Source organism: Shewanella xiamenensis (assembly GCF_024971755.1).
Taxonomy (GTDB): Bacteria; Pseudomonadota; Gammaproteobacteria; order Enterobacterales; family Shewanellaceae; genus Shewanella; species Shewanella xiamenensis.
Genome location: NZ_CP079718.1, coordinates 1,667,099 through 1,691,089, shown reverse-complemented (window position 1 = coordinate 1,691,089; position 23,991 = coordinate 1,667,099). Strand labels below are relative to the sequence as shown.

Here is a 23,991-nt window from a genome sequence, read left to right as displayed (position 1 = left end):
TATCCAAAGTTCAACTTACAGTGCAAGCACTAATGGAGGCGAAGTATAACAAGATTCTTCGCCGGAGCGAATCTAGCACTGTTTTTCCTGTGAGAGTGACTTGTTTGCCGCCCTATCTCCCGCTACACTGCGCCGATGAAATCTACAGCCTCCTTTGCAACACGTATCGTTAATTGGTACGACACCCACGGTCGTAAAACCCTCCCTTGGCAGCAAGATAAAACCCCATATAGTGTATGGGTTTCAGAGATTATGCTGCAACAAACTCAGGTGGCGACTGTTATTCCCTATTACCAGCGTTTTATGACGCGTTTCCCCGATGTATTAGCCCTCGCTAACGCCCCGGATGATGAAGTATTGCACCATTGGACTGGCCTTGGTTATTACGCTAGGGCTCGCAATCTGCATAAAGCCGCTAAGATGATCCGCGATGAATATCAAGGACAATTCCCGACGAATTTTGAGAAAGTGCTAGCACTGCCAGGCATTGGCCGCTCGACAGCGGGTGCAGTGCTATCCCTATCACTTGGGCAGCAGCATCCGATCCTCGATGGCAATGTTAAGCGCGTCCTAGCAAGACATGGCGCGATTGCGGGCTGGCCTGGACAAAAACCAGTGGAGGAGCAACTCTGGCAATTAACTGAACAGTTAACGCCAGAGCAGGATATTCAAAAATATAACCAAGCCATGATGGATATTGGTGCCAGTATTTGTACTCGCAGCAAACCCAATTGCGCCGCTTGCCCTGTGGCTATCGATTGCAAGGCCCAACTTATGGGTAGGCAAACCGATTTCCCGGGTAAAAAACCGAAGAAAACTATCCCAGAGAAATCTGCTTGGATGTTAGTTTTGCTCAAAGATAACCAAGTCTTCTTGGCTAAGCGCCCTCCTGCTGGCATTTGGGGCGGACTCTGGTGCTTCCCCGAGTTTAATACTCAAGCCGCACTCAATGCAGAGCTTGAAGCCCAAGGTTATAAAGCCGCTCAACTCGAACCATTAATTGGTTTTAGGCATACCTTTAGTCATTTCCATTTAGATATTCAGCCTATGTTGCTGAACGTAGATAAATGGGCAAGTGGTAAAACGAGCGTGGGCGCAGTCATGGAACAAAATCAGTCTCTCTGGTATAACATCAATCAACCTTCCAAAGTGGGACTCGCCGCCGCAACTGAGCGCGTGTTAGCCAACTTGGGATCACTCGTAGCTATTGCTCGTAACCACTGTAGTCAGTAAGGAATAATCATGGCGCGTACTGTCAATTGCGTACATTTAAACAAAGAAGCCGACGGCCTAGACTTTCAACTGTATCCAGGTGATTTAGGTAAACGTATTTTTGATAACATCAGTAAAGAAGCTTGGGGCCTATGGCAGAAAAAACAGACCATGCTGATTAACGAAAAGAAACTCAACATGATGAATGTTGATGATCGTAAGTTTTTAGAAGAGCAAATGACATCCTTCCTGTTCGAAGGTAAAGACGTTGAAATTGAAGGCTTTGTGCCTGAAAAAGATCAAGAATAAGCCTAAGCGCCTATCCATAAATAGCAAAAAAGCGCCTAAGGGCGCTTTTTTGTTACAGGAGAAATGGCGTGCTTACTTACGCACACCTTCTACCACTAAATCTAATTCAACATTGGCAGATGCCGGACCTAAGTCCATCTTGATGCCATAATCTTTCATCGCAAACGTGGTAGTACCGGTAAAGCCGGCACGATATCCGCCCCAAGGATCTTGACCTTCACCCACAGCATGCACTTGAATCGCAAGTGGTTTAGTCACACCGTTTAGCGTGAAGTTACCCTTGATAACCATATCGCCATTGCCTTTATCTTCAACCGAAGTCGAAACGAAAGTCGCTTCGGCAAATTTAGCAGCATTTAAAAAGTCAGCGCTACGGATGTGTTTATCACGCTCAGCATGGTTTGAATCCACACTTAAGGTGTTCACTTTTACATTCACTTTGGCTGCCGCTGGATTTTTAGCATCGTAGCTGAAATCACCGCTGAAATCATTAAAACGGCCAACTACATAGCTATAACCTAAGTGACTCACTTTAAAGGTAATAGAGGCATGGGCACCTTCACGATCAATCACATAATCGGCGGCAGATGCAGCCATAGGTGCCAGTAAAGACCCGCCAATCAAAGCCGCTAATAGTTGTTTTTTCATTATATTATCCTCGGTTAAATTTAATCATCTTGAGTAATGTTGAATCTTTATCGATAAAATGGTGCTTTAGAGCACCTAAGGCATGCAGTACAACCAAAGCAATCAAGCTATAGGCGGCATATTGATGAATATCCCCCGCTATATCAGCCTGATTTTCAATCAGCGGCGTCAGACCAGGTAACTCAAACCAGTCAAACACCATAATTCCTCGCCCCTCTGCCGTTGAAATCAAAATGCCAGCGGCCATAATCAGCAGTAATAAGAGGTAAATCGCGCCATGGGCAATCTGGGCAGTAACCTTTTCCCATGGCTGATGATTTTGCTCTGGTGCAGGCTTTGGATTAATCAAACGCCAAACTAAACGAAATAACGTTACCGCCAGCAGCAAAATCCCGACGCTTTTATGCCAATGTGGAGCCGTTTTGTACCATGGGCTGTAGTAGGTCAACTCAACCATCCAAACCCCCATGGCAAATAATCCAATCACGGCTACAGCGCTCAACCAATGGCTTGCAATAGCAATAAGTCCATAACTTAACTTAGTATTTCTAAACATACTGCCACTCCGAACCTTTATACTTCTGCCACATAATTAAATAATAGTCATTATCATAGAACTAAAATTAAAAACTAAAATCAGTAAAAATAGCTCATATTTTTCTAAAATTTAGAATGTTTGTCATTTTAACGTTTTGAAGCTGATAGCAAGGTTAGTAAAGGCAATATATTCGAGTGGAAATACAACTTAGTGATATTAAACTGAACCGATTTTGATAGGTTTATAGATAAAAAACAGCCAAAGTGCACATTAAACAGTCGAACACATCATTTATCAGGAAAAAGCACTTGCAGCGGCTAAATACCCTCGCTAATATAGCCGCACTTCGAACGAGACAGCATTGAGTTGTCAGTTTTAAGTAGCCAACTAACGCTTAGTTTAGTTGCCCGAATAGCTCAGTCGGTAGAGCAGAGGATTGAAAATCCTCGTGTCCCTGGTTCGATTCCGGGTTCGGGCACCATTATTCAGCAGTAAAAGTTAAGCCGGCATAGCTCAGTTGGTAGAGCAACTGACTTGTAATCAGTAGGTCCCGAGTTCGACTCTTGGTGCCGGCACCATAAAAAACAAAAAAGCCACTCATTGAGTGGCTTTTTTGTATCTGGAATTTCAATCAAATCATATAACTCCACTCTAAGTCACAGCCAACCTACTCTCGATAATCGCAGCGGTTTCCAAGCTCGACTTTTGCTCCTGACACCATTCAAACAAATATTGATTTACGGCTTTACACTTAACTTTGCCAATTTTCAAAGTTCGGAGTCAGAGACTAAGGTGTTATTCGCGCCTCCCACTATTTAATTGTATTAAGCCATTGATAGTTAGGCTAAGTAAGCCTTTCACATTCAAGTAAAGCGATAAATATTGCGCATTTTGTTTAATACTTGGTCAGTCGAATTAAAAGGGCTTGCACACTGAAAGCGTGCACTATATGATACGCGCACTTCGAACGAATGGGGTGTTAAGCTCACCGTTTGAAGTAGACAACTAACGCTTAGTTTAGTTGCCCGAATAGCTCAGTCGGTAGAGCAGAGGATTGAAAATCCTCGTGTCCCTGGTTCGATTCCGGGTTCGGGCACCATTATTTAGCAGTAAAAGTTTAGCCGGCATAGCTCAGTTGGTAGAGCAACTGACTTGTAATCAGTAGGTCCCGAGTTCGACTCTTGGTGCCGGCACCATAAAAAACAAAAAAGCCACTCTTTGAGTGGCTTTTTTGTATCTGTGATTTTAGCAATTTACTTTATCAGCTCATGCACTATCGGCCTATCCCCCGTTTGGACTTGATGCTGCAAGTGTCGCCAACCATGAGTTAACTCGCTTAGCGGCTCTTTTCGCTCAGGAAAGTGCGAAGATAATTTGTCGATCACTTCAATTTGCATTTTACACAATAACGACCAACGGTCTGCATTTGATAGGTACATAGCGTTTTCCTTAACGAAGGGGATGATATTTCCTTAATTGATTAACACTAGGTCATAAACCTAACGTTGCCAAATTAAAATTGCGTGTTAGCGCACTGTTAAACATTGCTACTCCAGAGTATCTTTATTCTATAAACATAAGATAGGAGACATCATGACAGCTACGATTTTTAAACTTATTTTTATCGCAATTGGTTTGTTTCTGGTTTATAAGCTGATATTTGGTGGTAAGAAGGGATCGACTATTTTCGAAATGCACTTTAAAGACGGCCGTATGACTCACCACAAAGGCAAAATCCCCGAGCGTTTCGAGAAGGAATGTCGACATCTTGCTAAAGCAGATAAACTCACTTGTACTATCAGAGCCGAGAAAAATACCGACGTCCGACTACATATATCTGCCAATGTAAATGACAATCTACAACAAAGGATCCGTAATCAATTTCCCTTTGAGTATTACGATAAGAAGACAGTGGATAATAGTCGTCAAGCGGGTTAATTTTCCGAATCATCAGCCCTTATGTCAAAGTAAGGGCTGCACAATCCACTCAAACTCTATTGAGATTGATCAATCTTAGAATTTAATCGGATCCTTTGGCTCTAGCTTTCCATCTTCGCGCGCATCACGAACACGGCGCTCATTATCTTGCACCATAGGATCGCTACTCGATTGATGAGGATCTGCTTGTTTCTCTGAAGTGTCTTCGAAACGAAAATCAATGTTAGAACAAGCTGTTAATGAAATACTTGCTAACACAGCCAGTAACATCCAATACTTTTTCATTATATGATTCACGATAGATTGCTTTGAGCCAGTCTAGAGCAGTCAGAGAGCGATTATTAGCCAAGCCATACCGTTAACCATGGCCGCAAGCCGCTTAATCTAGCTTCTGGATCACTAAAGTCACCTTAGCAACGGTAACCCCCCACTTAATAATGTCGCTTTTATTGATGATGGTATTGTCATTAACTAAAAACATCCAATCATCAAAATGCACTTGGTATTCATCACCATCAACAGGCAATAACATATCGTAGCGCCAGCGCAGCGCGCTTCCCCTCGCCTCACCTACTGCAGTACCAATAATATCGCCTGCCGTGCCGGTATATTGTCCATCACCTAGGGCGGTTATACGCCAGATACGGGTTTGGGTTTCACCGTCATCATAGACAAACCATTCATCGATAACACCTTCGTTCCCTTGCCAACTCGCCTCCATAGTGACATTAAATTTACGGATCACTTTGCCACTAAAATCCTCAACGATGCCCGATGCCTTAAGCGGGCCATTAAAGAATTTTTCCAATACTAATGGTGGATTTGTATCTTGATAATCAGCTACTTCAACCGAGGAACAACTAGATAACAGGCTGAGCATCAATAAACTTAAGATGACATTTTTAGTCCAATTTAGCTTTAACAATCGCATGATTTTTCTCCTAGTAATTGCGCTCGTAAACTTGGACGACTGGTTTTAGTCGATAACCAAATCGCTAAAAAAGCCTGTGCAAATTGTGGTTCTTGGATAAGCCCGAGGGGTTGTTGATTAAAATAAAATTGACTCTGGTTTGCATCGATAATCTTAAAACTTAAATGATCACCTGGCGTGACATCAGGCCAAATGCCCTTTAGTAAATTAAGCCAGTGACCAATATCACTATCGGCATAACCTAGATGTCGCCATTGGTCGGCTGTGGCTTCCAGTAAATCTGCAGCATCAATATCACGATAATATTCAATATCTAACAGTTGCGGATACTCCCCCTGCTGATACTGACCGGTTGGCGTCATCAGACGAGCTTTATATAAGTTGAACCACAGCCAATCCATTTCGCCGCGCCCAACCTCAACAAGATCCTGGGTCACCGAGTTATCGACCGTAGCGGTTGAATTTGCATATCCAGGAAAAAGGAGTAACAACCCAAAGATGGCGCTAAGATACGTTTTAGTCGATAGCATAGACATCCGATTCCTCCACTTGAAAATTAACGATCACACAAGCGACGATGTTCTAGCCCATAACGCCTTATCTGCCTATAACTACGGGATATTTTGATAAACAGCGGCAATAAGATAGTCCAAACAACAGCAAGGATAATCATGGAAATACTTTCGCCAAAAGGAAGCGTCACCGCATTAAATTGCGCGCCCGCAATGTAGCTAAGACTGCCAAAAACACCACCCAATATAACCTGCAAAATAATAGGTAAAGCACGCATAAAAACGAGGCTATGGTGCAGGCTCAAGGCAAAATGCAGCCATAGACAAGCGAGCCACCAAGGTAAAACGGTAAACTCAAATACCCCGAACAAAGTGAGCAAGGTATCAATCGCAATACCCAGCAACCCCACCTTAATCATGGTACTGAAGTCCCGAAACACAGCTTGTCGGTTTTCAACCAAAGCCAACAGTAAAAAATGAATCAATAACAATGAGATATTGAGTAACAACACTCGATTACCCCATAAGATGCTACTCCACCAAACACACTGAAAGCTCAAGGCGTTGTAGATAATAACTCCTTGAAGCTTAGACATATTTTGAATGTATCTGACCATAGGGAGCATCTCTGCGCGACGTTAACTACGGTTAATCGTATTAGGTAAACGATACCCGGGGCGTACAGCTACTAAATGCACAGTGCTTGTGGTGCGCTCTAAAAATCCGCCTTCGCAGTAACTGAGGTAAAACTTCCACATGCGAATAAAATCTTCACCATAACCAAGGGCTTGGATTTGGGCAACGGAACGATCAAAGTTGTCGTGCCAATCCTTTAAGGTTTTGGCGTAATCTAAGCCCATGTCATCAATCGACCAGACCTGCATATCGGTGCGCTTCGCCAAATGGCCAACCATTTGATGAACCGAAGGCAAACAGCCGCCAGGGAAAATATATCGCTGAATAAAATCAACGCTTTTACGATAACTATCGTAACGCTGATCTGAAATAGTGATTGCCTGTAATAACATCCGTCCTTCAGGTTTGAGCAATGATTCCAGCTTTTTAAAGAATCCAGGCAAATATTCATGACCTACGGCTTCAATCATCTCGATAGACACCAATCTATCGTATTGACCGCTAAGATTTCGATAATCCTCGGTCAGCAACGTTACACTATCGCTTAGCCCTTCACGTTCGACCCGCGCTTTAGCATAGGCATATTGGGCATCGGAGATGGTAGTGGTCGTAACGTGCACGCCATAATGTTTAGCTGCGTAAATCGCCAAAGCGCCCCAACCAGTACCGATTTCTAATAGGGTTTGCCCCGGCTTTAAATCGAGCCGTTCGCAAATGGTTTTGAGCTTGTGTAGCTGCGCATCAGCAAGGCTTGCCTCGCTATGGGGATACAAGGCACTGGAATACAGCATTTCACGGTCTAAAAACTGCTCATACAACGCATTGCCCAAATCGTAATGGGCAAGAATATTACGCTTAGAGCCCTGTTGAGAATTACGATTAAGCAAGTGCTTAAAGCGATTAATCGAGCCAGTAAGCCAACTAAATTTAGCTTCAATCTGGTCAAGCAACGGCAAATTTCGAGCAAAAAGTTGCACGACTTTGGTTAAGTCAGGGCTGGTCCAATGGCCTTGAATATACCCCTCACCTGCACCGATGGAGCCTGAAAACATCACTTGACGATAAAAGCTCGGATGCTTCACGACTAGCGTTGCATGTAGCTCACTGTGGTGCTCACCAAAACGATAGCTTTTATCACCCTCGACTAAGGTTAAACATCCGTTAGGGAGATTTTCTAATGCCTTAAGCAGTAGCTTACGGGCAAGACTGTCAGGCAATTTTGCCGTAACAACTGAAGATTGCGATGCAGTGTTTTCCATATTATTTCTCCATTTGAGCAGGATGTGGCACAAAAGGCACTCGTTTGTAGAACAGCTTTAACGCCTGCCAGTAAATCCCACCGAAAATTTTCAACGTCATAAAAGGGAAGCGAAACAACAGCGTCCTAAGTGATGTGGCATTAATGTCTTGGCGAGTCATCGAAAGCGTTGCATTAAATAAACGCTTGCCTGAATGATTCGGCAGATTTTCTATACCAATATTTAAGCGTTCAGTGGGTGGGGCAACATGCCACTGGTAGCGCATATCAAGATTCATAAAAGGCGAAACATGGAACACTTTATCCGTTGTTTCAGGAGCCGATAAATCCACTAAATAGCAGTGGCGCTGATCCCACGGGGTGTTACTCACTTCGGTAAGCATGTATAAAGGCTGTTGATTTTGATAACAAAAATAGAAATTTACCGGGCTAAAATACACGCCAAAATGCCGAATTTGCCCAACAAATAGCACTCGATTACATCGCTCTTCTCCGCCCAATTCTGCCACTTGCTGAAGCACTCGGATCTTGAGGGCTGAAGCACTCGGCTCCTCTATATCGAGTTTGCGGTTAAGATTGTCCTTTGAGGTAAACGTAGTGAGATAGTCCGCAGGATTAAATCTCAGCAAGGCGCGGCGCTGACTAGCAAATATCCGCCCCATACGACTGATAGAATCAACTTCATCCAAATCAATCGCCAGCAACGCCATTTGGTAGCTAAAGTGATGTTTTATTGGGGTAAAGCGACTATGCGTCACTGTGCCGTAGTAAATACCACTATTGAGCTCACTCATAGGCTGATCCCAAAATGGTCGCAAACATCTAACGCACTACGTACACCATCTTCATGGAAACCATTGTGCCAATAGGCCCCTGCAAAATGGGTGCGGTTTTTGCCAGAAATCTCCTCCCGCCTTGCCTGTGCCTGTAAACTACGTTCGTTAAAGACTGGATGAGCATAGTTGAAACGACGCAGAATTTTCGACTCATCAATGAGCTCACTCTGATTAAGCGTCACACAAAACGTTGGCGCGTCGCTAGGTAGGCGCTGCAGGATATTCATATTATATGTCACTGATGCAGGGCGTTTTTTATCGCCATCTAAGCGATAATTCCAACTTGCCCAAGCCGCTTTCCGCTTAGGTAAAATGCAGGTGTCCGTGTGCAGCACCACTTCATTATTTTGATACTGTAAGTCGCCCAAAATGGCTTTTTCAGCGGAGGTAGCATCGGTTAGCATTCCAAGCGCTTGATCGCTATGGCAAGCTAGAATCACTTCATCGAACACATGCCACTCTCCATTAACCTGAAGCTTGACGCAATCATCATGGCGCTCGATGGCACTAACTGGGCTGTTTAAATGGAGATTATCTTTAAATGGTGCAATTAAATCAGGAATATAACTGCGTGAACCGCCCTTCAGCACATACCATTGTGGTCTGTCTGTTACATTTAACAGTCCATGATGCTCGAAGAAACGGATAAAAAAGCGCAGCGAAAAAGCCCGCATATCTTCAATGCTCGATGACCAAATCGCCGCGCCCATTGGCAAAATATAATGCTCCGCAAAAAAAGCTGAAAAGCGCTCTCTGTCGAGGAAATCCCCTAAATTAGCATCAGGATATTGGTCCAGCTGATAAATGGCTTTACAGCTTTTATTAAATTGAACAATTTCATTTAAAAAGGCCCAAAAGCGCGGATTCAGGAGGTTACGCTTTTGGGCAAACAAACTCGCAAAATGATGGCCATTGTATTCAAGCCCAGTGAGCGCATTGTGCACGCTAAAACTCATCTCTGTCGGCAAAATACTGACATTAAGGCGGGCTAATAACCGCTCAAAACGGGGATAAGTTCTATCGTTAAATACGATAAACCCAGTATCTATCGCATAGGTTTTACCTTGATAATCCACATCCACAGTGGCAGTGTGGCCACCGATATAATCATTAGCCTCAAATACAGTCACGTTGTGTGACTGGCTCAATAGATGAGCGCAGGTCAGCCCTGAAATCCCAGTACCTACAATGGCAATATTTTTCATCTTCCGGTGTCCTTTAGCGCTTTTGCTTGGCTATCTCTTTGGATCATTTTTTGCCATACAAATGCTGGTAAAAATGACATCAATTTCAACAAATAAGTAAATCGTTTGGGAAAATGGATCTCTGCGTCGCCGCGTTCGATACCAACACGAATCGCCAACGAAGCTTCATGCACATCAATTTGCATTGGCATGGCAAAGTCATTTTTGGCGGTTAAGGGGGTTGCAACAAATCCAGGGCAAATCACGCTGACACGAATATCATCTTGCGCAACATCGAGTGACAGACTCGCAGCCAAGTACTTAACGCCCGCTTTAGATGCGCCGTAAGCCTCGGCACGGGGAAAGGGTAAATAAATCGCGCTGGAACTCATCAAGGCTAATTTCGATCCTTTTGGCATTAGAGGCAAAAATGCCCCTAAACAGTAGCCCATCGAAATCAAGTTAGTGTGAATGACTCGCTCAAAGAGCTGATCATCAAAATGTTTTGCATCGTCGATATACTCACAACTACCGGCGTTGAGGATCACGATATCCAATAGACATTCACTGCTCGAGAGCATATCGCCTAGCTCAGTAGCAGCCTGCTGGACTTGAACACGATCGCTAATATCAAAACTCAAGCAAGTGGCGCCTATCAATTCCTTCTGCGCCAACAAATCAAGTTTTGAGGCGTCACGGCCACAGGCAATCACATGCCAACCTAAGGCCAAATAATCCTTTGCTAACTGCAAACCGATACCTGAACTTGCCCCAGTTATCAGCACTGTATTGATTTTTTTGGTGAGCAAAGAGGTCATTACTTAGCCGCCCTATCTTTAAGCAAGCGAATAAGTCCGCCCATACAAGGCAAATGTTCATACAGCATTTGCCCTAGGTCGAAATAGTCCCGATGAAAATAAATGCGCTGATGAAATTTAAGCTGGCTCATCCCATCAACCCGAACTATCTCTCCTTTATTGAGCTTAGGATGACGATATTGCATTTGCCAAAACAGCGATGCTTGAGTGTCATCCTGTAATACTTCTTTGATTTCAAAATGAATATAGCCAATATTTTGATAAAGCTTGGCAAAATACTGTGTCAACGCGTTTAAGCCATTCACTTGATGCATAGGATCGATAAAACAAATATTGTCATCATAGACCTCTGCAAGTAGATGCAGATTATCCTTATTTAACGCTTGATAGAGGCTGATAAAATCATCTACTAATCCGCTATGCTCAATCTTCGCTTGGTTTATCATCCAGACACTCCCTAAGGGATAAGTATTAAGGTTGAACTTGTGGTCTAAGCCTTTTTCAGCACACCCAGTACCGTCAGCGCTCTTGCTCTTGCCGCATTGTGCTCAACAATCGCATAGGGATAATCCGCTTGCGATGCAAATAACGGTGCTTCAAACAGCGAAGGCATTTTTTGCTGATTCGGTTGATGCAATAGCTTAACGCCCCAAGATGCGAGTTCTGGTAAGTACTTACGAATAAAGCGGCCATCTGGATCAAACTTTTCGCTCTGGCTCATAGGATTAAAAATCCGAAAATACGGCTGCGCATCACAACCGCATCCTGCCGACCACTGCCAACCGCCGTTGTTAGCCGCCAGATCGCCGTCGATAAGATGCTGGCGGAAATACCGCTCGCCCCAACGCCAATCAATGAGCAGATGTTTGGTTAAAAAGCTCGCCACCACCATGCGTAAACGATTATGCATCCAGCCGGTTTGATTAAGTTGCCGCATAGCCGCATCCACTATCGGATAGCCGGTTTTGCCCTCGCACCAAGCTAAAAACTCATCGCGATTGTTGCGCCACGGCACATGATCGGCTTGGCGATTAAAATTGTGTCCCTTGGATAAATCAGGAAAAGCCACCAGCAAATGGCGGTAGAACTCCCGCCAAATCAGCTCATTTAGCCATGTACGCCCGGGGCTAGTGTCATCAACCATTACCTCAGGGAAACGTTGTAAAAGCGCCGCGACACATTGCCTTGGACTGAGTACACCAATCGCCAGATAAGGGGAGATAACACTGGTGCCATCAATGGCGGGGAAATCTCTATCTTGCTTATAGTCTTGCACTTTTTGCTGAATAAACTGATTAAGCAGCCGCTTGGCTTGCCCCTCACCTGCCGCCCACTGTTCACTCGAGATAAACGGGGTTGATATGGTTTGATTTAAACCTGTTTCTGATGGCGCAATGCCCTTGTTAGCAGGAGAATCAGCAAAGCCGATATTTTTAAAAAATAATGGCTTAGGCTCCGATAAGATAGGACCAAGCGGTGCTGGCACACCCAGCGGCACAATCGGCTGCTTTGCGGCAACCTCTCGCCACTTGCGGCTAAAAGGAGTAAACACCCGATACATGTCACCGCTTAAATTGAGCACAGTTCTCGGTGGTAATAAGCAATGTTCATCACTAAGCACCAAAGGAATCCCCGCCTCAATACAAGCTTGATCGCGCTTTTGCTCATTGATCTCAGGTTCTCGTCCTGCAAATACCCGTCCAATACTATGCTCTTCACAATAACCCGTTAAAAATGCGGGAATATCTTTAAAGCTATCAAGTTGAATGAGTTCAAATTCAACCCCTAAACTCGCCAGTCCTTGGGCCAGTAGATTCACATGCCGCTGAATAAAGTCGAGTTGAATTGGCGCGATATCATGGCGACGCCATTGACTTGGGGTGGCAATGTAAATCGCTTTAAGCTTGGTGGCATGATGTTGCCTTACCCAATCACAGGCTGCCGTAAACGCTTGATTATCAGTAAGGCGCAGATCTTGGCGAAACCACATTAACGCCTGTTTATCCAAACCGCATTGATTAATGCTCATCGGCGCTCTCTCCTTCAATCAGTGCGGCGTTAGCCTGGTTTTTCTGTCTACGATACTGTTTTTTATGTTGCTGCTTTGCGGCCGTTATTTGCCTAATGATCTCGGTAACGCTAGGGGCGATATAGTCCGATAAAGTGGTTAATGTCGGCGCGAAAGGGCCAACGAGATAGCAAGCAAGTGACTTAGTCTCCAGCAACACTTGCAACTCAGTCTGCTTTGATAGTGAGTGATTTGCCTCTGGCAATAACACTAAGGCATCAACCTTAAGTCTGTTATTGATAAGCTCAAGACTGCTGATATGTTGCACGCCTAAGTTGACCACTGCGACTCTTAAATCGGCAAGTTCCAGTAATAGTGCAAGGCAATACAAACGGTTAGTAAGGCTTGAACTGGGCGCAAGCGTAGGCTCTGTATTTTTTTGCGATGTAACATAAGGCAAACGCACTAACGCAATCTGGGGCGAGCTTGCTAGCCCCGCTACGCTTAAACGCCCACCGATACGGCTAGCTAACTCACTGTCTAACCAAGCAAGTAGCAGCTCCACATCTAAACGCGGCTCCAATAAAGGCATTAATTGTGCAAACCAAGCCTGTAGCAGTTTTTGTTTAACCAATTGAAATGGATATAAGCCCAAGGCTTCATCTAAGATTTGGTGAAACTTGAGCTGATCTAGCTCAAAAAATGCAGTATTTAACGCCAATATCTGCTCATGCCAAAAATCAGACGATTGAGATTGCACACTTGCGACATCTATCGCTTTAGCCGAACTTATCAATAATGGCTTTACCTTACTGATGGCAACGCCTTTTGCTAACCATGCATTAATCTCATGGATTTGTTGAATATTTTCGGCAGTATACAGCCTGTGCCCCTTGGGAGTACGCTCAGGGATAACAAGCCCAAAACGCCGCTGCCATGCCCTTAATGTCACCGCATTAACGCCAGTAAGCCGCGACACCTCACCGATCGGCAGCAATTCGCTACTGCTGGGATTATCAGCTGCAAGCTCTAAATTATGATCTTCCATTTTTGTCTCTTAACTCATGAATCAGATTGGTTGGCCCAAGCATGTTGCGCTAAACCATTTCGTCAATCGTGGTTTGTATCTGTTAAGCCATTTTGATCAAACGCACCTATCAGCAAAAACCTAGTAGGCATAACGCAGTTTTAACTCCTCCGGATGGGGATTTAAGTACACTTGATCTTCAATATATGGCGTTGGGAATTGTCTTAAGTAATGGTTAATCAAGGTGATAGGCACTAACAGAGGCAAGAGTCCTTGACGATATTTCATAATCATTTCAGACAGTTCTTGTTTTTGCTCCTTAGTTAAGTGCTTTTTAAAATAGCCCTGAATATGCTGCAAGGTGCTGGTATGATTTCTACGGGTCGCATTGATTTTTAAGGCGGTCATAAAGCCTGTAAAATAGCGGTCAGCGGTCGCTTCAATATCCTCAATATTGGCCACAATCGGCCCAAGCTCGCGATACCATTTAGGACTGTGGGCCATTAATAAGTACTTATAACGGGAGTGAAACTTCACTAACTTATGCTTAGTCAGCCCCTCGTGACGCATTGTATGCCAGTCGTGATAGGCGTAGACCCGAGTAAAAAAGTTTTCCCGCAGCACCATATCGTGCAAACGCCCTTCTTCTTCAACTGGTAAATGGGGATAACGTTCCATCAATTTGCGGGCAAATACGCCAATACCGGATTTAGAGCCGTTATTGGTGCCGATCTTGTACTCTGTCACACGTTCCATACCGCAGGTTGGGGATTTAGCACATAGTAGATAACCGCCTAAAAAATCTAACTCTTCTACTTTGCGCTCACTGAAATCATTGAGTTTTTCGGTGACATCTAAACTTCCATCCGCGCTCTGTACCCGTATTTGTTCACCATCGCGTACTAAACGAATACTTTTACGAGGTGCGCCTAGGCCAATCGCCATTTCTGGGCAGATAGGAACATAATCAAAAAATGGGGCAATTTCTTGATTACAATAAGAGGAATTTTTATGACCACCGTCAAAACGCACCTTTTCCCCCAATAAGCAGGCACTGATCCCTATTTGAATACGTTGCGGATTAAACTTGTACATAATGAAATTCCTTGTATCAATTTAGATACTATTACGGACCAATCTTGTACAAGGATCAAGTTTTTGTACAATTTTTTATAAAAATATTTTTCTACTAAAAATCCAACGAAAGTCGCCAGAGTTTGGCCTTGATATTGCTTAATTTATTTGCCCTATTGGCGCGGCATCTGAAAGTGAAAATCGACGAGGAAAAATAAGGAAATGACTGTCATCAATCCCAATAGCTATGCGGCCATCGCGTTGAACCAAGTAAAATCGTTGCAAACTCAGCAAACGCAAGGTGTATCAAGCCCTGCGGAAAATCCGAGAGCTCAAATGACAGCCCCGCAAGATACAGTCACCCTATCTGGCGGCGTGACTCGAGATGCTGAAACCAGTGATACCTATAGTCAGCTTGCGCCTAATGCCAAACAACATTACACCGCTAATGTGCAACATATTGCCGGTACGGCAGAGACTGAAAAGCCGCATAATAGATTAGAAGACGCAATGCAGGCGATTCTCGATAAACGCACAGGCATTGATAGGCATAAGCTTAAACAACTAGATGCGGAGATAGCAAAAATAGCCGGTGATGACAGCTTATCCGAAGAGGAAAAAGCAAAAAAAATTGAATTACTCCAAGCTCAAAAAGTGGAGCTAATTAAAGAAGCCACTGAGAAAAATGAAGAACGACAACGCAATAACCAGGCTGAAGTGTATTTTAGTTAATAACGCGAGCGGTATGGCAAGAACAACAAGCCAACTGAATCATCACGTAAAACCATTAGCGAAATGATCGTCCGCCCTATCAAAGGGCGGCTCGCTATCAGAATAAAAGCTTAAACAACCTTGTCGCCTTAATTAGCGCTTTTTACCACCTAACGCGCGTTTTTTAGCCCGTTGTTTTTGAGCAGCTTTGCTATTGCGTCTTGGCTCGGAGACCATTTTGTTAAAATCGGGTTCAAAGCCAGGATACCATTGTTGTGGCAAACGCTTATCGAGCAAGGCTTCGACTTCTTCTAGCAGTAGCGCATCCTCTTGGCTAAAAAGCGTAATAGCCACGCCGGCACTGCCAGCGCGACCAGTACGACCGATACGGTGAATATAATCTTCAGCTATAAACGGCAATTCGAAATTAATCACATACTGTAGCTCAGCAATGTCAAGCCCACGAGCTGCCACATCGGTGGCGACTAAGACTTGCACTTGTCCTTGTTTAAACTCCTGCAATACCTTTTCCCGCGCACCTTGGGACAAGTCGCCATGGAAAGCTTGCGTTGTCACTCCGAGTTGATTGAGCTGAGTGGTCAGCTTATCGACACCCTGCTTAGTGCGGCTAAAGATCAACACTTGCTGCCAATTTTTGCTACGGACTACATGGCTGACAAACTCAGTTTTACGATCGCTATCAATCGCATAGACTCGCTGCTCTATCTGGGCCGCGGTCGTATTACGTTTAGCCACTTCAATCAGCTTGGGATTAAGCAGAAGGTTTTTGCTGAAACTAAAAATCGAATCATCCAAAGTGGCGGAAAATAGCAGGGTTTGTCGATGAGCGGGCACTTGCTTAAGCACGGCTTTGATTTCATCTATAAATCCCATATCAAGCATCCGGTCGGCTTCATCAAATACCAGTGTGTTCAATTGGTTAAGATTGAGTGCACCTTGACGTAAATGATCAAGCAAGCGGCCAGGGGTTGCAATCAACACATCGATCCCGGCGTTAAACACCGCTTGCTGCGCCTCGATACTCACTCCGCCGTAGGCAATACCCACACGAATATCTGTGCCTTTCGCATATTTTACAAAGCTTTGCTGAACTTGTAGTGCCAACTCCCTCGTTGGCACTAAAACTAAGGCGCGGATTGCTTTTGGCACCTTAAGGTTTTCGTTATCAGCGATTAAGTGTTGCAGAATGGGTAATGCAAAGGCTGCGGTTTTCCCCGTCCCAGTTTGAGCCCCCGCCATCACATCCTGTTTTGCTAAAATGGCGGGAATGGCTTCAACTTGAATAGGCGTGGGTTGTTGATAACCAAGTTCAGCTAAGGTGTTAACTAATTGGGTATTTAAGGAAAGCGCGCTAAAAGACATGAAACATCACCAAAAACAATCATGCCGCAATGTTAGCAGACCGGACGGACTGCGACCAGTTTACGATCGCGCCTTTAATATCATGCTTATCGGTCACAGCCACACCACTACTTAGGTTTGGTAAACAATTACGCTTCAGTAAAAAAGGCTTCAACATCCGCTGGTAATTGTGGGCGGCTAAAGAGATATCCCTGTGCTTGGTCGCAAAAATTTTGAGTTAAAAACTCGGCTTGCTCGGTGGTTTCTACCCCTTCCGCAACAATATCTAATTTTAAGGCATGGCCAAGGGCAATCACAGCTTTAGCTATCGCGGTATTGTTGGTATCGAAGGGAATGTCTCGAACGAAAGACTGGTCGATTTTAAGCTTATGAATTGGAAGTTTTTTCAAATAATTCAGTGATGAATAACCCGTACCAAAATCATCGACCGAGAGCTCAATGCCCAAATCACCTAACAATTTTAAATCACGAATCGCGACATCCGGATTATTCATCATCACACTTTCTGTCACTTCAAGCTCAAGGCACGTTGCAGGTAAGCCTGTTTGCGTTAGGATACGTTTCACGTCCTCCACAAAGGAGCCACGTTGCAACTGCTGTCCTGCGACGTTAACCGCAATGCGGCCAAACTGTTTACCGTCAGCCAACCAACACACACCTTGCTGGCAAGCCGTTTCAAGCACCCACAAACCAATATCGTAAATTAAGCCAATTTTCTCGGCGACGGGAATAAACATCCCTGGGGAAATTTGTCCTAAAATCGGATCGTTCCAACGCAATAGCGCCTCAACTCCAACGGTTTTGCGGGTCACCAAATTTAATTTAGGTTGATACATCAAATACAGAGAATTTTGCTCAAGTGCACCATAAAGCGCACTCTGCAACTTTAAATGCTCGATCGATTCTTTGGTCAATGATTCAGTGTAAAAGGCATAATTATTTCGCCCCTCACTCTTAGCGCGATACATGGCGGCATCGGCATTGCGTAGCAGCGTATCAGCATTACTACCATCACTTGGGTAAAGGGAAATCCCCATACTGGCGGTAAGGCGTAAATGATCCCCGGTGCTCACCACAAAAGGCAGATCAAATACTTGGCGCAATTGGTTAATTGCCGCTGTAGCATCCTCATGGCCTTGAATGCCCGAAATCAGCGCCACAAACTCATCGCCACCAATACGTGACAACACATCTTGCTCCTGTAATTGGCTACGAAGACGTTTAGCCAGTTCCACCAGCATTTCATCGCCAATACTATGGCCAAAACTGTCATTAATGTGTTTAAACAAATCCACATCAATAAAGACTGTCGCTAATTGGGGATTGAGTCGTTTCGCATGCCTGAGTTCTTGCTTAAGCTGCATCATCAGCTTCATGCGATTCGGCAAATGAGTCAGTGGATCAAAATAAGCTAAATGAGCAAGTTGCGCTTCACTCTGTTTTTGAGCGGAGATATCGGCGAAAACTGCGACAAAATAGCGGATCTCCCCAACCTCATCGTAGATGGCGCTAATAGTGATATTTTGCGGAAAAATAGTGCCATCTTTACGTCGATTCCAAATTTCACCATTCCACTTACCAGCATCGAGTAAATGATTCCACATGGTTTCAAAAAAAGCTTTATCGTGACGGCCGGAATTAAATAAGCGTGGATTTTGCCCAAGTAACTCTTCCCGCGAGTAACCTGTAATCTCGTAAAAGGCACCATTAACATCGGTAATATTACCGTGCCTATCAGTCACGACTACACCTTCAAGGGAGTGTTTAAAGACATTGGTAGCGAGGGTAAGTTGTTCTTCCACTTCTTTATGTTTAGAGATATTACGGGTCATGCCTATCACGCCCGCCAGTTCACCCTCGGGCGTTAAGGCGGGGATTTTAAGGGTCTCTAGCCATAAGTGTTTATTTTGATTCTCACCATCTAAACATTCGGCAACAATAATTGGCACCCCAGTCTCAATAGCAAGTTTGTCACCATTGAGAAAAATATCCGCAATCGCTTTGCCAAATAGCTCTTCGTCCGTCTTGCCAATAATGTCACTGCGGGGTAGCTCCCACGCATTTTCAACACTTTGGTTGCAAATGGTGTAAACACCGTCGGTATTTTTGACCCAAATATGCTCTTCAAAACTATCGATAAAGGTCTGCAAGTCAATAACATCCATCGACTTCGCATCACCGCGCAAGGCGGCCATTTTCAGTCGTTGGGCCCTGTGCAACTCACTCAAATTAAGCTGTAGGCTATTAACCGTTAGGGAAGCGAGTTGCAGTGCCTTATCATCTAACAGTAAAGGAGTATGATGATATAAACAAAATACCCCGAAATGCGCTCCAGAATTCCAGATGATAGGCAAATAAATTAAGCTTCCAAGTCCGGTATCACGCCATTTTGGCGTTGATTTTACATCCGGGATCAAGGCTTGCTTGAATGCAGCAGCATGACGTACATCCAACGGAATATTAACCTGATGATGGCTAAAGGTACTTGATTCGTTGAAGGGATAATGGGAAGCGGAGCGAGTGGATGGGGTATTAACTTTAGGTGTCGCATGTTGATAGAGGTTTAAATGAGCTTTATGATTAAAATGCCGAACAAGAGCTTCTATATCAACAAGTTGGCACCGTTCAGACTGAATTAACTGACGATATTCACCCGCTACATTCGCAGTTAAAATCACCGCATGCGACTGAGTGATATTGGCGACTAACTGTAAGTCGTTTGCCCAATCTGTTAACTGCTTTTGTGAAATTGCAAAATCAATCATAAGCTTGCTAACTATAGCCTCTACAATTCCATGTTAAATAAGGACAACAAGCGCCCCCCTAAAAAACACTACACCGACAACAATACCCACCCACTGTCTTAATAAAATCTGAGCCTAGGCTGAAGTACAAAACCAGTACAATCCCACCCTCAATTGACAGATATTACCGCAGACACTCAATCATCGTCATTCACTAATACATAATTATTTGAGTTATTAGCAGATTAGTTTGTTTCAGATAACGAAATTTAAACACCATTATCGCCAACAGACTCACTGTCGATAAAGGTTAGACTCAAAGCTACTCAAAAATGAGTACGTCAGTAAAAGCTTAGCAATAAAACATTTGAATAAAAATCAAACATCTTCATCTTCGTTTCGCAAGCAAAAATTCACGCCTACAAACAGGGCCGAATCCCAAGGTATAGCCCCCTCGCATAAGGATTGTTTAAGTAGAAATTACCGTCTTTTCATTGACAATAACATTATCCTATTGTCTACAATGGAAATAATCAGAAAGAAAAACAAGGATTTTTATGCCTACCGTGCCTACAGCCACACCCGCCATCCCGTTAACGAGCCAGCAGCTTTACCGAAAGTCAGAACTTAAACAGCTTAATACTGAGTGCCAATCTACAGCCCAGCTCACGCCACTCGATGATATTGTTGGCCAAGAACGTGCCCAACAGGCGGTAGAATTTGCCATGGGGATAAAAGAAAAGGGCTATAACATCTATGCGATCGGCCAAAATGGTCTCGGTAAACGAACCATGATGCTGCGCTATCTCAATCGCCACGATCCCATAAAACCCGCGTTATTTGACTGGTGCTATGTGGTCAACTTTGACGATACCCGCAGCCCTAAAGTGCTAAAACTCACCGCTGGCACGGGGCAAGAGTTTAAGAAATCCATCGAGAAACTCATGCTCAAACTGGTAAGAGCATTACCCTTAGCCTTTGATAATGAAATGTATTATGCCAGAGCTGAAAAACTTAAAAGCCAACTGATACAAAAGCAAGAAGCCGCACTCACAGAGCTCAGCGAAGAGGCCAAACAAAAAAATATTAGTCTGAGCTTAACCATGCAGGGAGATTATCAAATGATCGCCCTCAATGGTGATGAACCCCATGATGAAGCCAGCTTCAGCGCCCTCACGGAAGCCGAGCGTAGTCAATTTGAAAGCAATATCAATGGGCTAGAAGTAAAACTAAGGAGCATTATTCGCCAAAACACTGAATGGGAAGAAGAATTTAGTGATACTCAGCAGGAACATGATGAACAAGTTGCCAAGGATGTGTTGATCCACTTTTTTAAGCCATTGAAGGATAAGTACAAACATCAACCAGATGTCAGAGCATTTTTAACCGGAATGCAGGCAGATATCCTAAGTAATTTAGATATTTTCCTTGAAGAAAGCGAAGAACAACTCGCCCTAGCCTACGCTTCACTTGAAAAGAAAATGCCCCGCCGCTATCAGGTCAATGTACTTGTATGCCAAGGCGAACAGAAATTCCCCATCGTGGTCGAAGAAAGCCCAAGCTACCACAGCCTGTTTGGTTATGTTGAAAACGCGACCTTCAGAGGTACAGTGTTTACCGACTTTTCATTGATCCGCCCAGGAAGTTTACATAAGGCAAACGGTGGCGTGCTATTAATGGACGCGATCAAAGTGCTTGAACGCCCCTATGTTTGGGATGGGTTAAAGCGAGCATTGCGTTCACGCAAGTTGGATCTGAGTTCATTAGAGCGGGAAGTCTCACTATCTGGCACCATTTCATTAGCACCGGAACCGATCCCGTTGGATGTAAAAATTATCCTGTTCGGCGACCATGAAACCTACCAACTATTACAGCATTATGATCCTGATTTCAGTGAGTTATTTAGGGTAACTGCCGACTTTGAAGATGTCATGGATAGAACCGACGACTCCGAAGCCCATTATGCCCGATTTATTTCCAGTATTGTCCACGATAACAACATGCTGCACTGCGACCGTAGCGCCATTGCACGCATCATTGAATACAGCTCACGTGAGGCACAGGATCAACAGAAGCTCTCACTGCACTCTGCTAATATTGCCAACCTATTACGGGAATCCAACTTTTGCGCAAAAGCCGCAGCAAGTGAACAAATAGAAAAGCAGCATGTTGAACAGGCACTTAAAAATCAAGAGAAACGCGTCTCCCGCCTGCATGACAACATCATGGAAAGCTTCGTGAATGGCACCACACTAATTAATACTCACGATAAAGTCGTTGGTCAAATCAATGCGTTATCTGTTGTTTCTACTTCAGATCATCAATTTGGTCTGCCTAATCGCATCACCGCCACGACCGCGTATGGTAAAGGAGAAGTGCTGGACATCGAACATAGGGTCAAACTCGGTGGGCGAATACATTCTAAGGGGGTTTTAATCCTCACCGCCTATTTAGCCTCTGTGTTAGGTAAAACCGCGCAAATTCCTCTCACCACTTACCTCACCTTCGAGCAATCCTACAGCGGTGTCGATGGTGATAGTGCGTCAATGGCCGAATGCTGCGCTATTATCTCCGCTATCAGTGAGTTGCCCTTAAGACAAGATATTGCCATTACTGGCTCAATGAATCAGTTTGGCGAAGCTCAACCTATCGGCGGGGTTAATGAGAAAATTGAAGGCTTTTTCGATGTGTGTCAAATCAAGGGTAGAACCTCGAGTCAAGGAGTGATTATTCCCAAGTCGAATATTGCAAACTTAATGCTACGCCAAGATATTGTGGAAGCGGTTGAACGTGGTGAATTCCATATTTGGGCGATTAACCATGTTACTCAAGCGATGACTTTGCTATTAGGTAAAGCCGCTGCGATAGTGCAAACCGATGAGAGTAAACACACAGAGCACTATGCATCAGATTGCGTGTTCGGCATTGCCCAACACAAACTTAATGCTTTGAGAGCACTCAGCAAAACGAATTCATAGTCTCGATTGAACAACAGATACAAAAAGCAAAAAGGGTTAGCTTAGCTAACCCTTTTTTACCAGCGTTGCAATCTAAACCTTAAATCAAGGTTGCTAACATCTCATCACTATAAGCCACCAGCTCCTCGCCTTTACGCACTTTAGCAACATAATCGGGGTTAGCGATAAAGGGGCGACCAATTGCAATTAAGTCAAATTTATTCTCAGCAATGGCCTTGCTCGCCGTCTGTGCACTATAACTGCCCACACCCACTAGCGTTTTGCCATAGTGTGCACGAACATAACTTGATGCAGAGCCGCCTAAGTAATCAAACTCCATACTGTCATCGAAAATACCGATATGCACAAAGGCCAGATCGCGTTTTTCTAACTCAGGAAGTAAATAATCAAAAACCGCACGGTCACGGCTATCGCTTGCCATATTGAAATAGGCGCCAGGGGAAATACGTAAACCCGTTCTGTCTTTACCAATACGCGCGGCAATTGCATCGACCACTTCTAAGGCAAACCGTGACATATTGGCTGGTGTGCCACCATATTCATCGGTACGACGATTACTATCATGGTGTAAGAATTCATCAATCAAGTAACCATTAGCACCGTGGATCTCAACGCCATCAAAGCCGGCTTCAATCGCATTCTCAGCCGCTTTTGCATAATCACGCACCAGCCCCTGAATATCTTCAACCGTTGCAGCTTTTGGCGTTACATAGGTCAATTCACGCATTCTTGGCACACTGCCTTCAATTTTCTGGGCAGAAGGAGCCAGCACATCACCACCACCGAAGAAATGTGGATGAGCAACACGGCCTGTATGCCATAATTGCACAAAAATCTTACCGCCATTGGCATGCACAGCATCAGTCACTTTGCGCCAACCTGCAATTTGCCCTTGGGTAAAAATACCGGGAGTGTTTGGGTAGCCTTGGGCATCAGGGCGAATAATCGTGGCCTCAGAGATAATCAATCCGGCTTCAGCACGGCGTGCATAGTAAGCCACCATATCATCGGTAGGAACCAAGTCGGCATCAGCCATACAGCGCGTTAATGGCGCCATCAAGATACGGTTTTTTAAGGTTATCGTGTCATTAAGCTTATAGGTGTCGAATAGATTACCTACAGAGTTCACTGCATTTTCAATCGTCATTGGTTAAACCCCATTCTTGAATGTACGTTCAAGATATTACTATTTGAATGATCATTCAAGAACATTTTTGAATGTTTGTTCAAAATTAGTTAGAATCTC

23 protein-coding genes and 4 tRNA genes are annotated in these 23,991 nt (G+C 44.2%); 9 read left to right on the top strand and 18 right to left on the bottom strand.

What is annotated here, in order from left to right:
* Window positions 1-135: 135 nt before the first annotated feature.
* Together mutY and KXJ80_RS08560 are read left to right on the top strand one after the other, a co-directional pair.
* On the top strand, window positions 136-1,233 hold the full coding sequence (mutY, locus tag KXJ80_RS08565; RefSeq protein ID WP_218737168.1) for an A/G-specific adenine glycosylase: 1,098 nt from the start codon (window positions 136-138) through the stop codon (window positions 1,231-1,233).
* Between the two features lie 9 nt (window positions 1,234-1,242).
* On the top strand, window positions 1,243-1,521 hold the full coding sequence (locus KXJ80_RS08560; RefSeq protein WP_037431342.1) for an oxidative damage protection protein: 279 nt from the start codon (window positions 1,243-1,245) through the stop codon (window positions 1,519-1,521).
* Between the two features lie 72 nt (window positions 1,522-1,593).
* Here the strand turns inward: KXJ80_RS08560 and KXJ80_RS08555 are convergent, their stop codons facing one another.
* Window positions 1,594-2,169: a YceI family protein gene (locus tag KXJ80_RS08555; protein ID WP_218737169.1), complete on the bottom strand. Its 576-nt coding sequence runs from the start codon at window positions 2,167-2,169 to the stop codon at window positions 1,594-1,596.
* A gap of 4 nt (window positions 2,170-2,173) precedes the next feature.
* Window positions 2,174-2,725, bottom strand: a complete 552-nt coding sequence (locus KXJ80_RS08550) for a cytochrome b (protein WP_047533772.1) — start codon at window positions 2,723-2,725, stop codon at window positions 2,174-2,176.
* 387 nt (window positions 2,726-3,112) lie between these two features.
* Here KXJ80_RS08550 and KXJ80_RS08545 point away from each other — a divergent pair.
* The 4 genes from KXJ80_RS08545 to KXJ80_RS08530 all read left to right on the top strand — a co-directional run bounded on the left by KXJ80_RS08545 (window position 3,113) and on the right by KXJ80_RS08530 (window position 3,903).
* A tRNA-Phe gene (locus tag KXJ80_RS08545) sits at window positions 3,113-3,188 on the top strand.
* A gap of 21 nt (window positions 3,189-3,209) precedes the next feature.
* Window positions 3,210-3,285, top strand: a tRNA-Thr gene (locus KXJ80_RS08540).
* A 445-nt stretch (window positions 3,286-3,730) separates the two neighbouring features.
* Window positions 3,731-3,806, top strand: a tRNA-Phe gene (locus KXJ80_RS08535).
* 21 nt (window positions 3,807-3,827) lie between these two features.
* Window positions 3,828-3,903, top strand: a tRNA-Thr gene (locus KXJ80_RS08530).
* A gap of 57 nt (window positions 3,904-3,960) precedes the next feature.
* Here KXJ80_RS08530 and KXJ80_RS08525 read toward each other — a convergent pair.
* The gene (locus KXJ80_RS08525) at window positions 3,961-4,146 is read right to left on the bottom strand and encodes a hypothetical protein (protein WP_037420841.1); all 186 of its coding nucleotides are present in this window, start codon (window positions 4,144-4,146) and stop codon (window positions 3,961-3,963) included.
* Between the two features lie 154 nt (window positions 4,147-4,300).
* Here KXJ80_RS08525 and KXJ80_RS08520 point away from each other — a divergent pair, with 154 nt between their 5' ends.
* Window positions 4,301-4,645, top strand: a complete 345-nt coding sequence (locus KXJ80_RS08520) for a DUF3634 family protein (protein ID WP_037420843.1) — start codon at window positions 4,301-4,303, stop codon at window positions 4,643-4,645.
* Between the two features lie 75 nt (window positions 4,646-4,720).
* Here KXJ80_RS08520 and KXJ80_RS08515 read toward each other — a convergent pair whose 3' ends face one another.
* The 12 genes from KXJ80_RS08515 to KXJ80_RS08460 form a co-directional block, all read right to left on the bottom strand.
* Complete coding sequence (locus KXJ80_RS08515; protein ID WP_218737925.1) at window positions 4,721-4,933, bottom strand: hypothetical protein; 213 nt, start codon at window positions 4,931-4,933, stop codon at window positions 4,721-4,723.
* A 91-nt stretch (window positions 4,934-5,024) separates the two neighbouring features.
* On the bottom strand, window positions 5,025-5,576 hold the full coding sequence (locus KXJ80_RS08510; RefSeq protein ID WP_218737170.1) for a DUF3833 domain-containing protein: 552 nt from the start codon (window positions 5,574-5,576) through the stop codon (window positions 5,025-5,027).
* Window positions 5,564-6,112, bottom strand: a complete 549-nt coding sequence (locus KXJ80_RS08505) for a chalcone isomerase family protein (RefSeq protein WP_203433149.1) — start codon at window positions 6,110-6,112, stop codon at window positions 5,564-5,566. Before KXJ80_RS08505 ends, KXJ80_RS08510 begins: the two co-directional genes overlap by 13 nt.
* Window positions 6,113-6,132: 20 nt before the next feature.
* Window positions 6,133-6,684, bottom strand: coding sequence for a DUF2878 domain-containing protein (locus tag KXJ80_RS08500; RefSeq protein WP_259474813.1), 552 nt, complete (start codon window positions 6,682-6,684; stop codon window positions 6,133-6,135).
* A 42-nt stretch (window positions 6,685-6,726) separates the two neighbouring features.
* Window positions 6,727-7,983 carry an SAM-dependent methyltransferase gene (locus tag KXJ80_RS08495; protein WP_037420850.1) on the bottom strand — a complete coding sequence of 419 codons (1,257 nt, stop codon included), beginning with the start codon at window positions 7,981-7,983 and terminating at the stop codon, window positions 6,727-6,729.
* 1 nt (window position 7,984) lies between these two features.
* The gene (locus KXJ80_RS08490; protein ID WP_218737172.1) at window positions 7,985-8,776 is read right to left on the bottom strand and encodes a DUF1365 domain-containing protein; all 792 of its coding nucleotides are present in this window, start codon (window positions 8,774-8,776) and stop codon (window positions 7,985-7,987) included.
* Window positions 8,773-10,023, bottom strand: coding sequence for an NAD(P)/FAD-dependent oxidoreductase (locus tag KXJ80_RS08485; RefSeq protein WP_218737173.1), 1,251 nt, complete (start codon window positions 10,021-10,023; stop codon window positions 8,773-8,775). The genes KXJ80_RS08490 and KXJ80_RS08485 overlap by 4 nt, the downstream gene beginning before the upstream one ends.
* Window positions 10,020-10,820, bottom strand: coding sequence for an SDR family NAD(P)-dependent oxidoreductase (locus KXJ80_RS08480; protein ID WP_099456815.1), 801 nt, complete (start codon window positions 10,818-10,820; stop codon window positions 10,020-10,022). The genes KXJ80_RS08485 and KXJ80_RS08480 overlap by 4 nt, the downstream gene beginning before the upstream one ends.
* Complete coding sequence (locus tag KXJ80_RS08475) at window positions 10,820-11,266, bottom strand: nuclear transport factor 2 family protein (protein WP_037428819.1); 447 nt, start codon at window positions 11,264-11,266, stop codon at window positions 10,820-10,822. The genes KXJ80_RS08480 and KXJ80_RS08475 overlap by 1 nt, the downstream gene beginning before the upstream one ends.
* 44 nt (window positions 11,267-11,310) lie before the next feature.
* A complete protein-coding gene (phrB, locus tag KXJ80_RS08470; protein ID WP_218737174.1) occupies window positions 11,311-12,849 on the bottom strand; it encodes a deoxyribodipyrimidine photo-lyase in 1,539 nt (512 codons plus the stop codon).
* A complete protein-coding gene (locus KXJ80_RS08465) occupies window positions 12,839-13,876 on the bottom strand; it encodes a MerR family transcriptional regulator (RefSeq protein WP_218737175.1) in 1,038 nt (345 codons plus the stop codon). The genes phrB and KXJ80_RS08465 overlap by 11 nt, the downstream gene beginning before the upstream one ends.
* Before the next feature lie 120 nt (window positions 13,877-13,996).
* Entirely contained in the window at window positions 13,997-14,950 is a 954-nt protein-coding gene (locus KXJ80_RS08460) for a YbgA family protein (RefSeq protein ID WP_037420865.1), read from the bottom strand.
* A gap of 201 nt (window positions 14,951-15,151) precedes the next feature.
* Here KXJ80_RS08460 and KXJ80_RS08455 point away from each other — a divergent pair, with 201 nt between their 5' ends.
* Window positions 15,152-15,661 carry a hypothetical protein gene (locus KXJ80_RS08455; protein ID WP_218737176.1) on the top strand — a complete coding sequence of 170 codons (510 nt, stop codon included), beginning with the start codon at window positions 15,152-15,154 and terminating at the stop codon, window positions 15,659-15,661.
* A gap of 132 nt (window positions 15,662-15,793) precedes the next feature.
* Here the strand turns inward: KXJ80_RS08455 and KXJ80_RS08450 are convergent, their stop codons facing one another.
* Window positions 15,794-17,023 (bottom strand): DEAD/DEAH box helicase, encoded by a 1,230-nt coding sequence (locus tag KXJ80_RS08450; RefSeq protein WP_218737177.1) that lies wholly within the window; start codon window positions 17,021-17,023, stop codon window positions 15,794-15,796.
* A 128-nt stretch (window positions 17,024-17,151) separates the two neighbouring features.
* Window positions 17,152-19,788 carry a bifunctional diguanylate cyclase/phosphodiesterase gene (locus tag KXJ80_RS08445; protein ID WP_218737178.1) on the bottom strand — a complete coding sequence of 879 codons (2,637 nt, stop codon included), beginning with the start codon at window positions 19,786-19,788 and terminating at the stop codon, window positions 17,152-17,154.
* A gap of 536 nt (window positions 19,789-20,324) precedes the next feature.
* Between KXJ80_RS08445 and KXJ80_RS08440 the strand changes: the two genes are divergently transcribed.
* Entirely contained in the window at window positions 20,325-22,745 is a 2,421-nt protein-coding gene (locus KXJ80_RS08440; protein WP_218737179.1) for a Lon protease family protein, read from the top strand.
* A 79-nt stretch (window positions 22,746-22,824) separates the two neighbouring features.
* Here KXJ80_RS08440 and KXJ80_RS08435 read toward each other — a convergent pair whose 3' ends face one another.
* The gene (locus KXJ80_RS08435; RefSeq protein ID WP_037428790.1) at window positions 22,825-23,892 is read right to left on the bottom strand and encodes an alkene reductase; all 1,068 of its coding nucleotides are present in this window, start codon (window positions 23,890-23,892) and stop codon (window positions 22,825-22,827) included.
* Window positions 23,893-23,991: the final 99 nt, after the last annotated feature.

Excerpts from the sequence above, each read along its gene's own strand:
- KXJ80_RS08510 (WP_218737170.1), bottom strand. The coding sequence starts at position 5,576 with ATGCGATTGTTAAAGCTAAATTGGACTAAAAATGTCATCTTAAGTTTA.
- KXJ80_RS08505 (WP_203433149.1), bottom strand. The coding sequence starts at position 6,112 with ATGTCTATGCTATCGACTAAAACGTATCTTAGCGCCATCTTTGGGTTG.
- KXJ80_RS08525 (WP_037420841.1), bottom strand. The coding sequence starts at position 4,146 with ATGTACCTATCAAATGCAGACCGTTGGTCGTTATTGTGTAAAATGCAA.
- KXJ80_RS08485 (WP_218737173.1), bottom strand. The coding sequence starts at position 10,023 with ATGAAAAATATTGCCATTGTAGGTACTGGGATTTCAGGGCTGACCTGC.
- KXJ80_RS08490 (WP_218737172.1), bottom strand. The coding sequence starts at position 8,776 with ATGAGTGAGCTCAATAGTGGTATTTACTACGGCACAGTGACGCATAGT.
- KXJ80_RS08475 (WP_037428819.1), bottom strand. The coding sequence starts at position 11,266 with ATGATAAACCAAGCGAAGATTGAGCATAGCGGATTAGTAGATGATTTT.
- KXJ80_RS08480 (WP_099456815.1), bottom strand. The coding sequence starts at position 10,820 with ATGACCTCTTTGCTCACCAAAAAAATCAATACAGTGCTGATAACTGGG.
- KXJ80_RS08460 (WP_037420865.1), bottom strand. The coding sequence starts at position 14,950 with ATGTACAAGTTTAATCCGCAACGTATTCAAATAGGGATCAGTGCCTGC.
- KXJ80_RS08435 (WP_037428790.1), bottom strand. The coding sequence starts at position 23,892 with ATGACGATTGAAAATGCAGTGAACTCTGTAGGTAATCTATTCGACACC.
- KXJ80_RS08500 (WP_259474813.1), bottom strand. The coding sequence starts at position 6,684 with ATGTCTAAGCTTCAAGGAGTTATTATCTACAACGCCTTGAGCTTTCAG.
- KXJ80_RS08445 (WP_218737178.1), bottom strand. The coding sequence starts at position 19,788 with ATGATTGATTTTGCAATTTCACAAAAGCAGTTAACAGATTGGGCAAAC.
- KXJ80_RS08520 (WP_037420843.1), top strand. The coding sequence starts at position 4,301 with ATGACAGCTACGATTTTTAAACTTATTTTTATCGCAATTGGTTTGTTT.
- KXJ80_RS08450 (WP_218737177.1), bottom strand. The coding sequence starts at position 17,023 with ATGTCTTTTAGCGCGCTTTCCTTAAATACCCAATTAGTTAACACCTTA.
- KXJ80_RS08495 (WP_037420850.1), bottom strand. The coding sequence starts at position 7,983 with ATGGAAAACACTGCATCGCAATCTTCAGTTGTTACGGCAAAATTGCCT.
- KXJ80_RS08440 (WP_218737179.1), top strand. The coding sequence starts at position 20,325 with ATGCCTACCGTGCCTACAGCCACACCCGCCATCCCGTTAACGAGCCAG.
- KXJ80_RS08555 (WP_218737169.1), bottom strand. The coding sequence starts at position 2,169 with ATGAAAAAACAACTATTAGCGGCTTTGATTGGCGGGTCTTTACTGGCA.
- KXJ80_RS08465 (WP_218737175.1), bottom strand. The coding sequence starts at position 13,876 with ATGGAAGATCATAATTTAGAGCTTGCAGCTGATAATCCCAGCAGTAGC.
- KXJ80_RS08560 (WP_037431342.1), top strand. The coding sequence starts at position 1,243 with ATGGCGCGTACTGTCAATTGCGTACATTTAAACAAAGAAGCCGACGGC.
- mutY (WP_218737168.1), top strand. The coding sequence starts at position 136 with ATGAAATCTACAGCCTCCTTTGCAACACGTATCGTTAATTGGTACGAC.
- KXJ80_RS08455 (WP_218737176.1), top strand. The coding sequence starts at position 15,152 with ATGACTGTCATCAATCCCAATAGCTATGCGGCCATCGCGTTGAACCAA.
- phrB (WP_218737174.1), bottom strand. The coding sequence starts at position 12,849 with ATGAGCATTAATCAATGCGGTTTGGATAAACAGGCGTTAATGTGGTTT.
- KXJ80_RS08550 (WP_047533772.1), bottom strand. The coding sequence starts at position 2,725 with ATGTTTAGAAATACTAAGTTAAGTTATGGACTTATTGCTATTGCAAGC.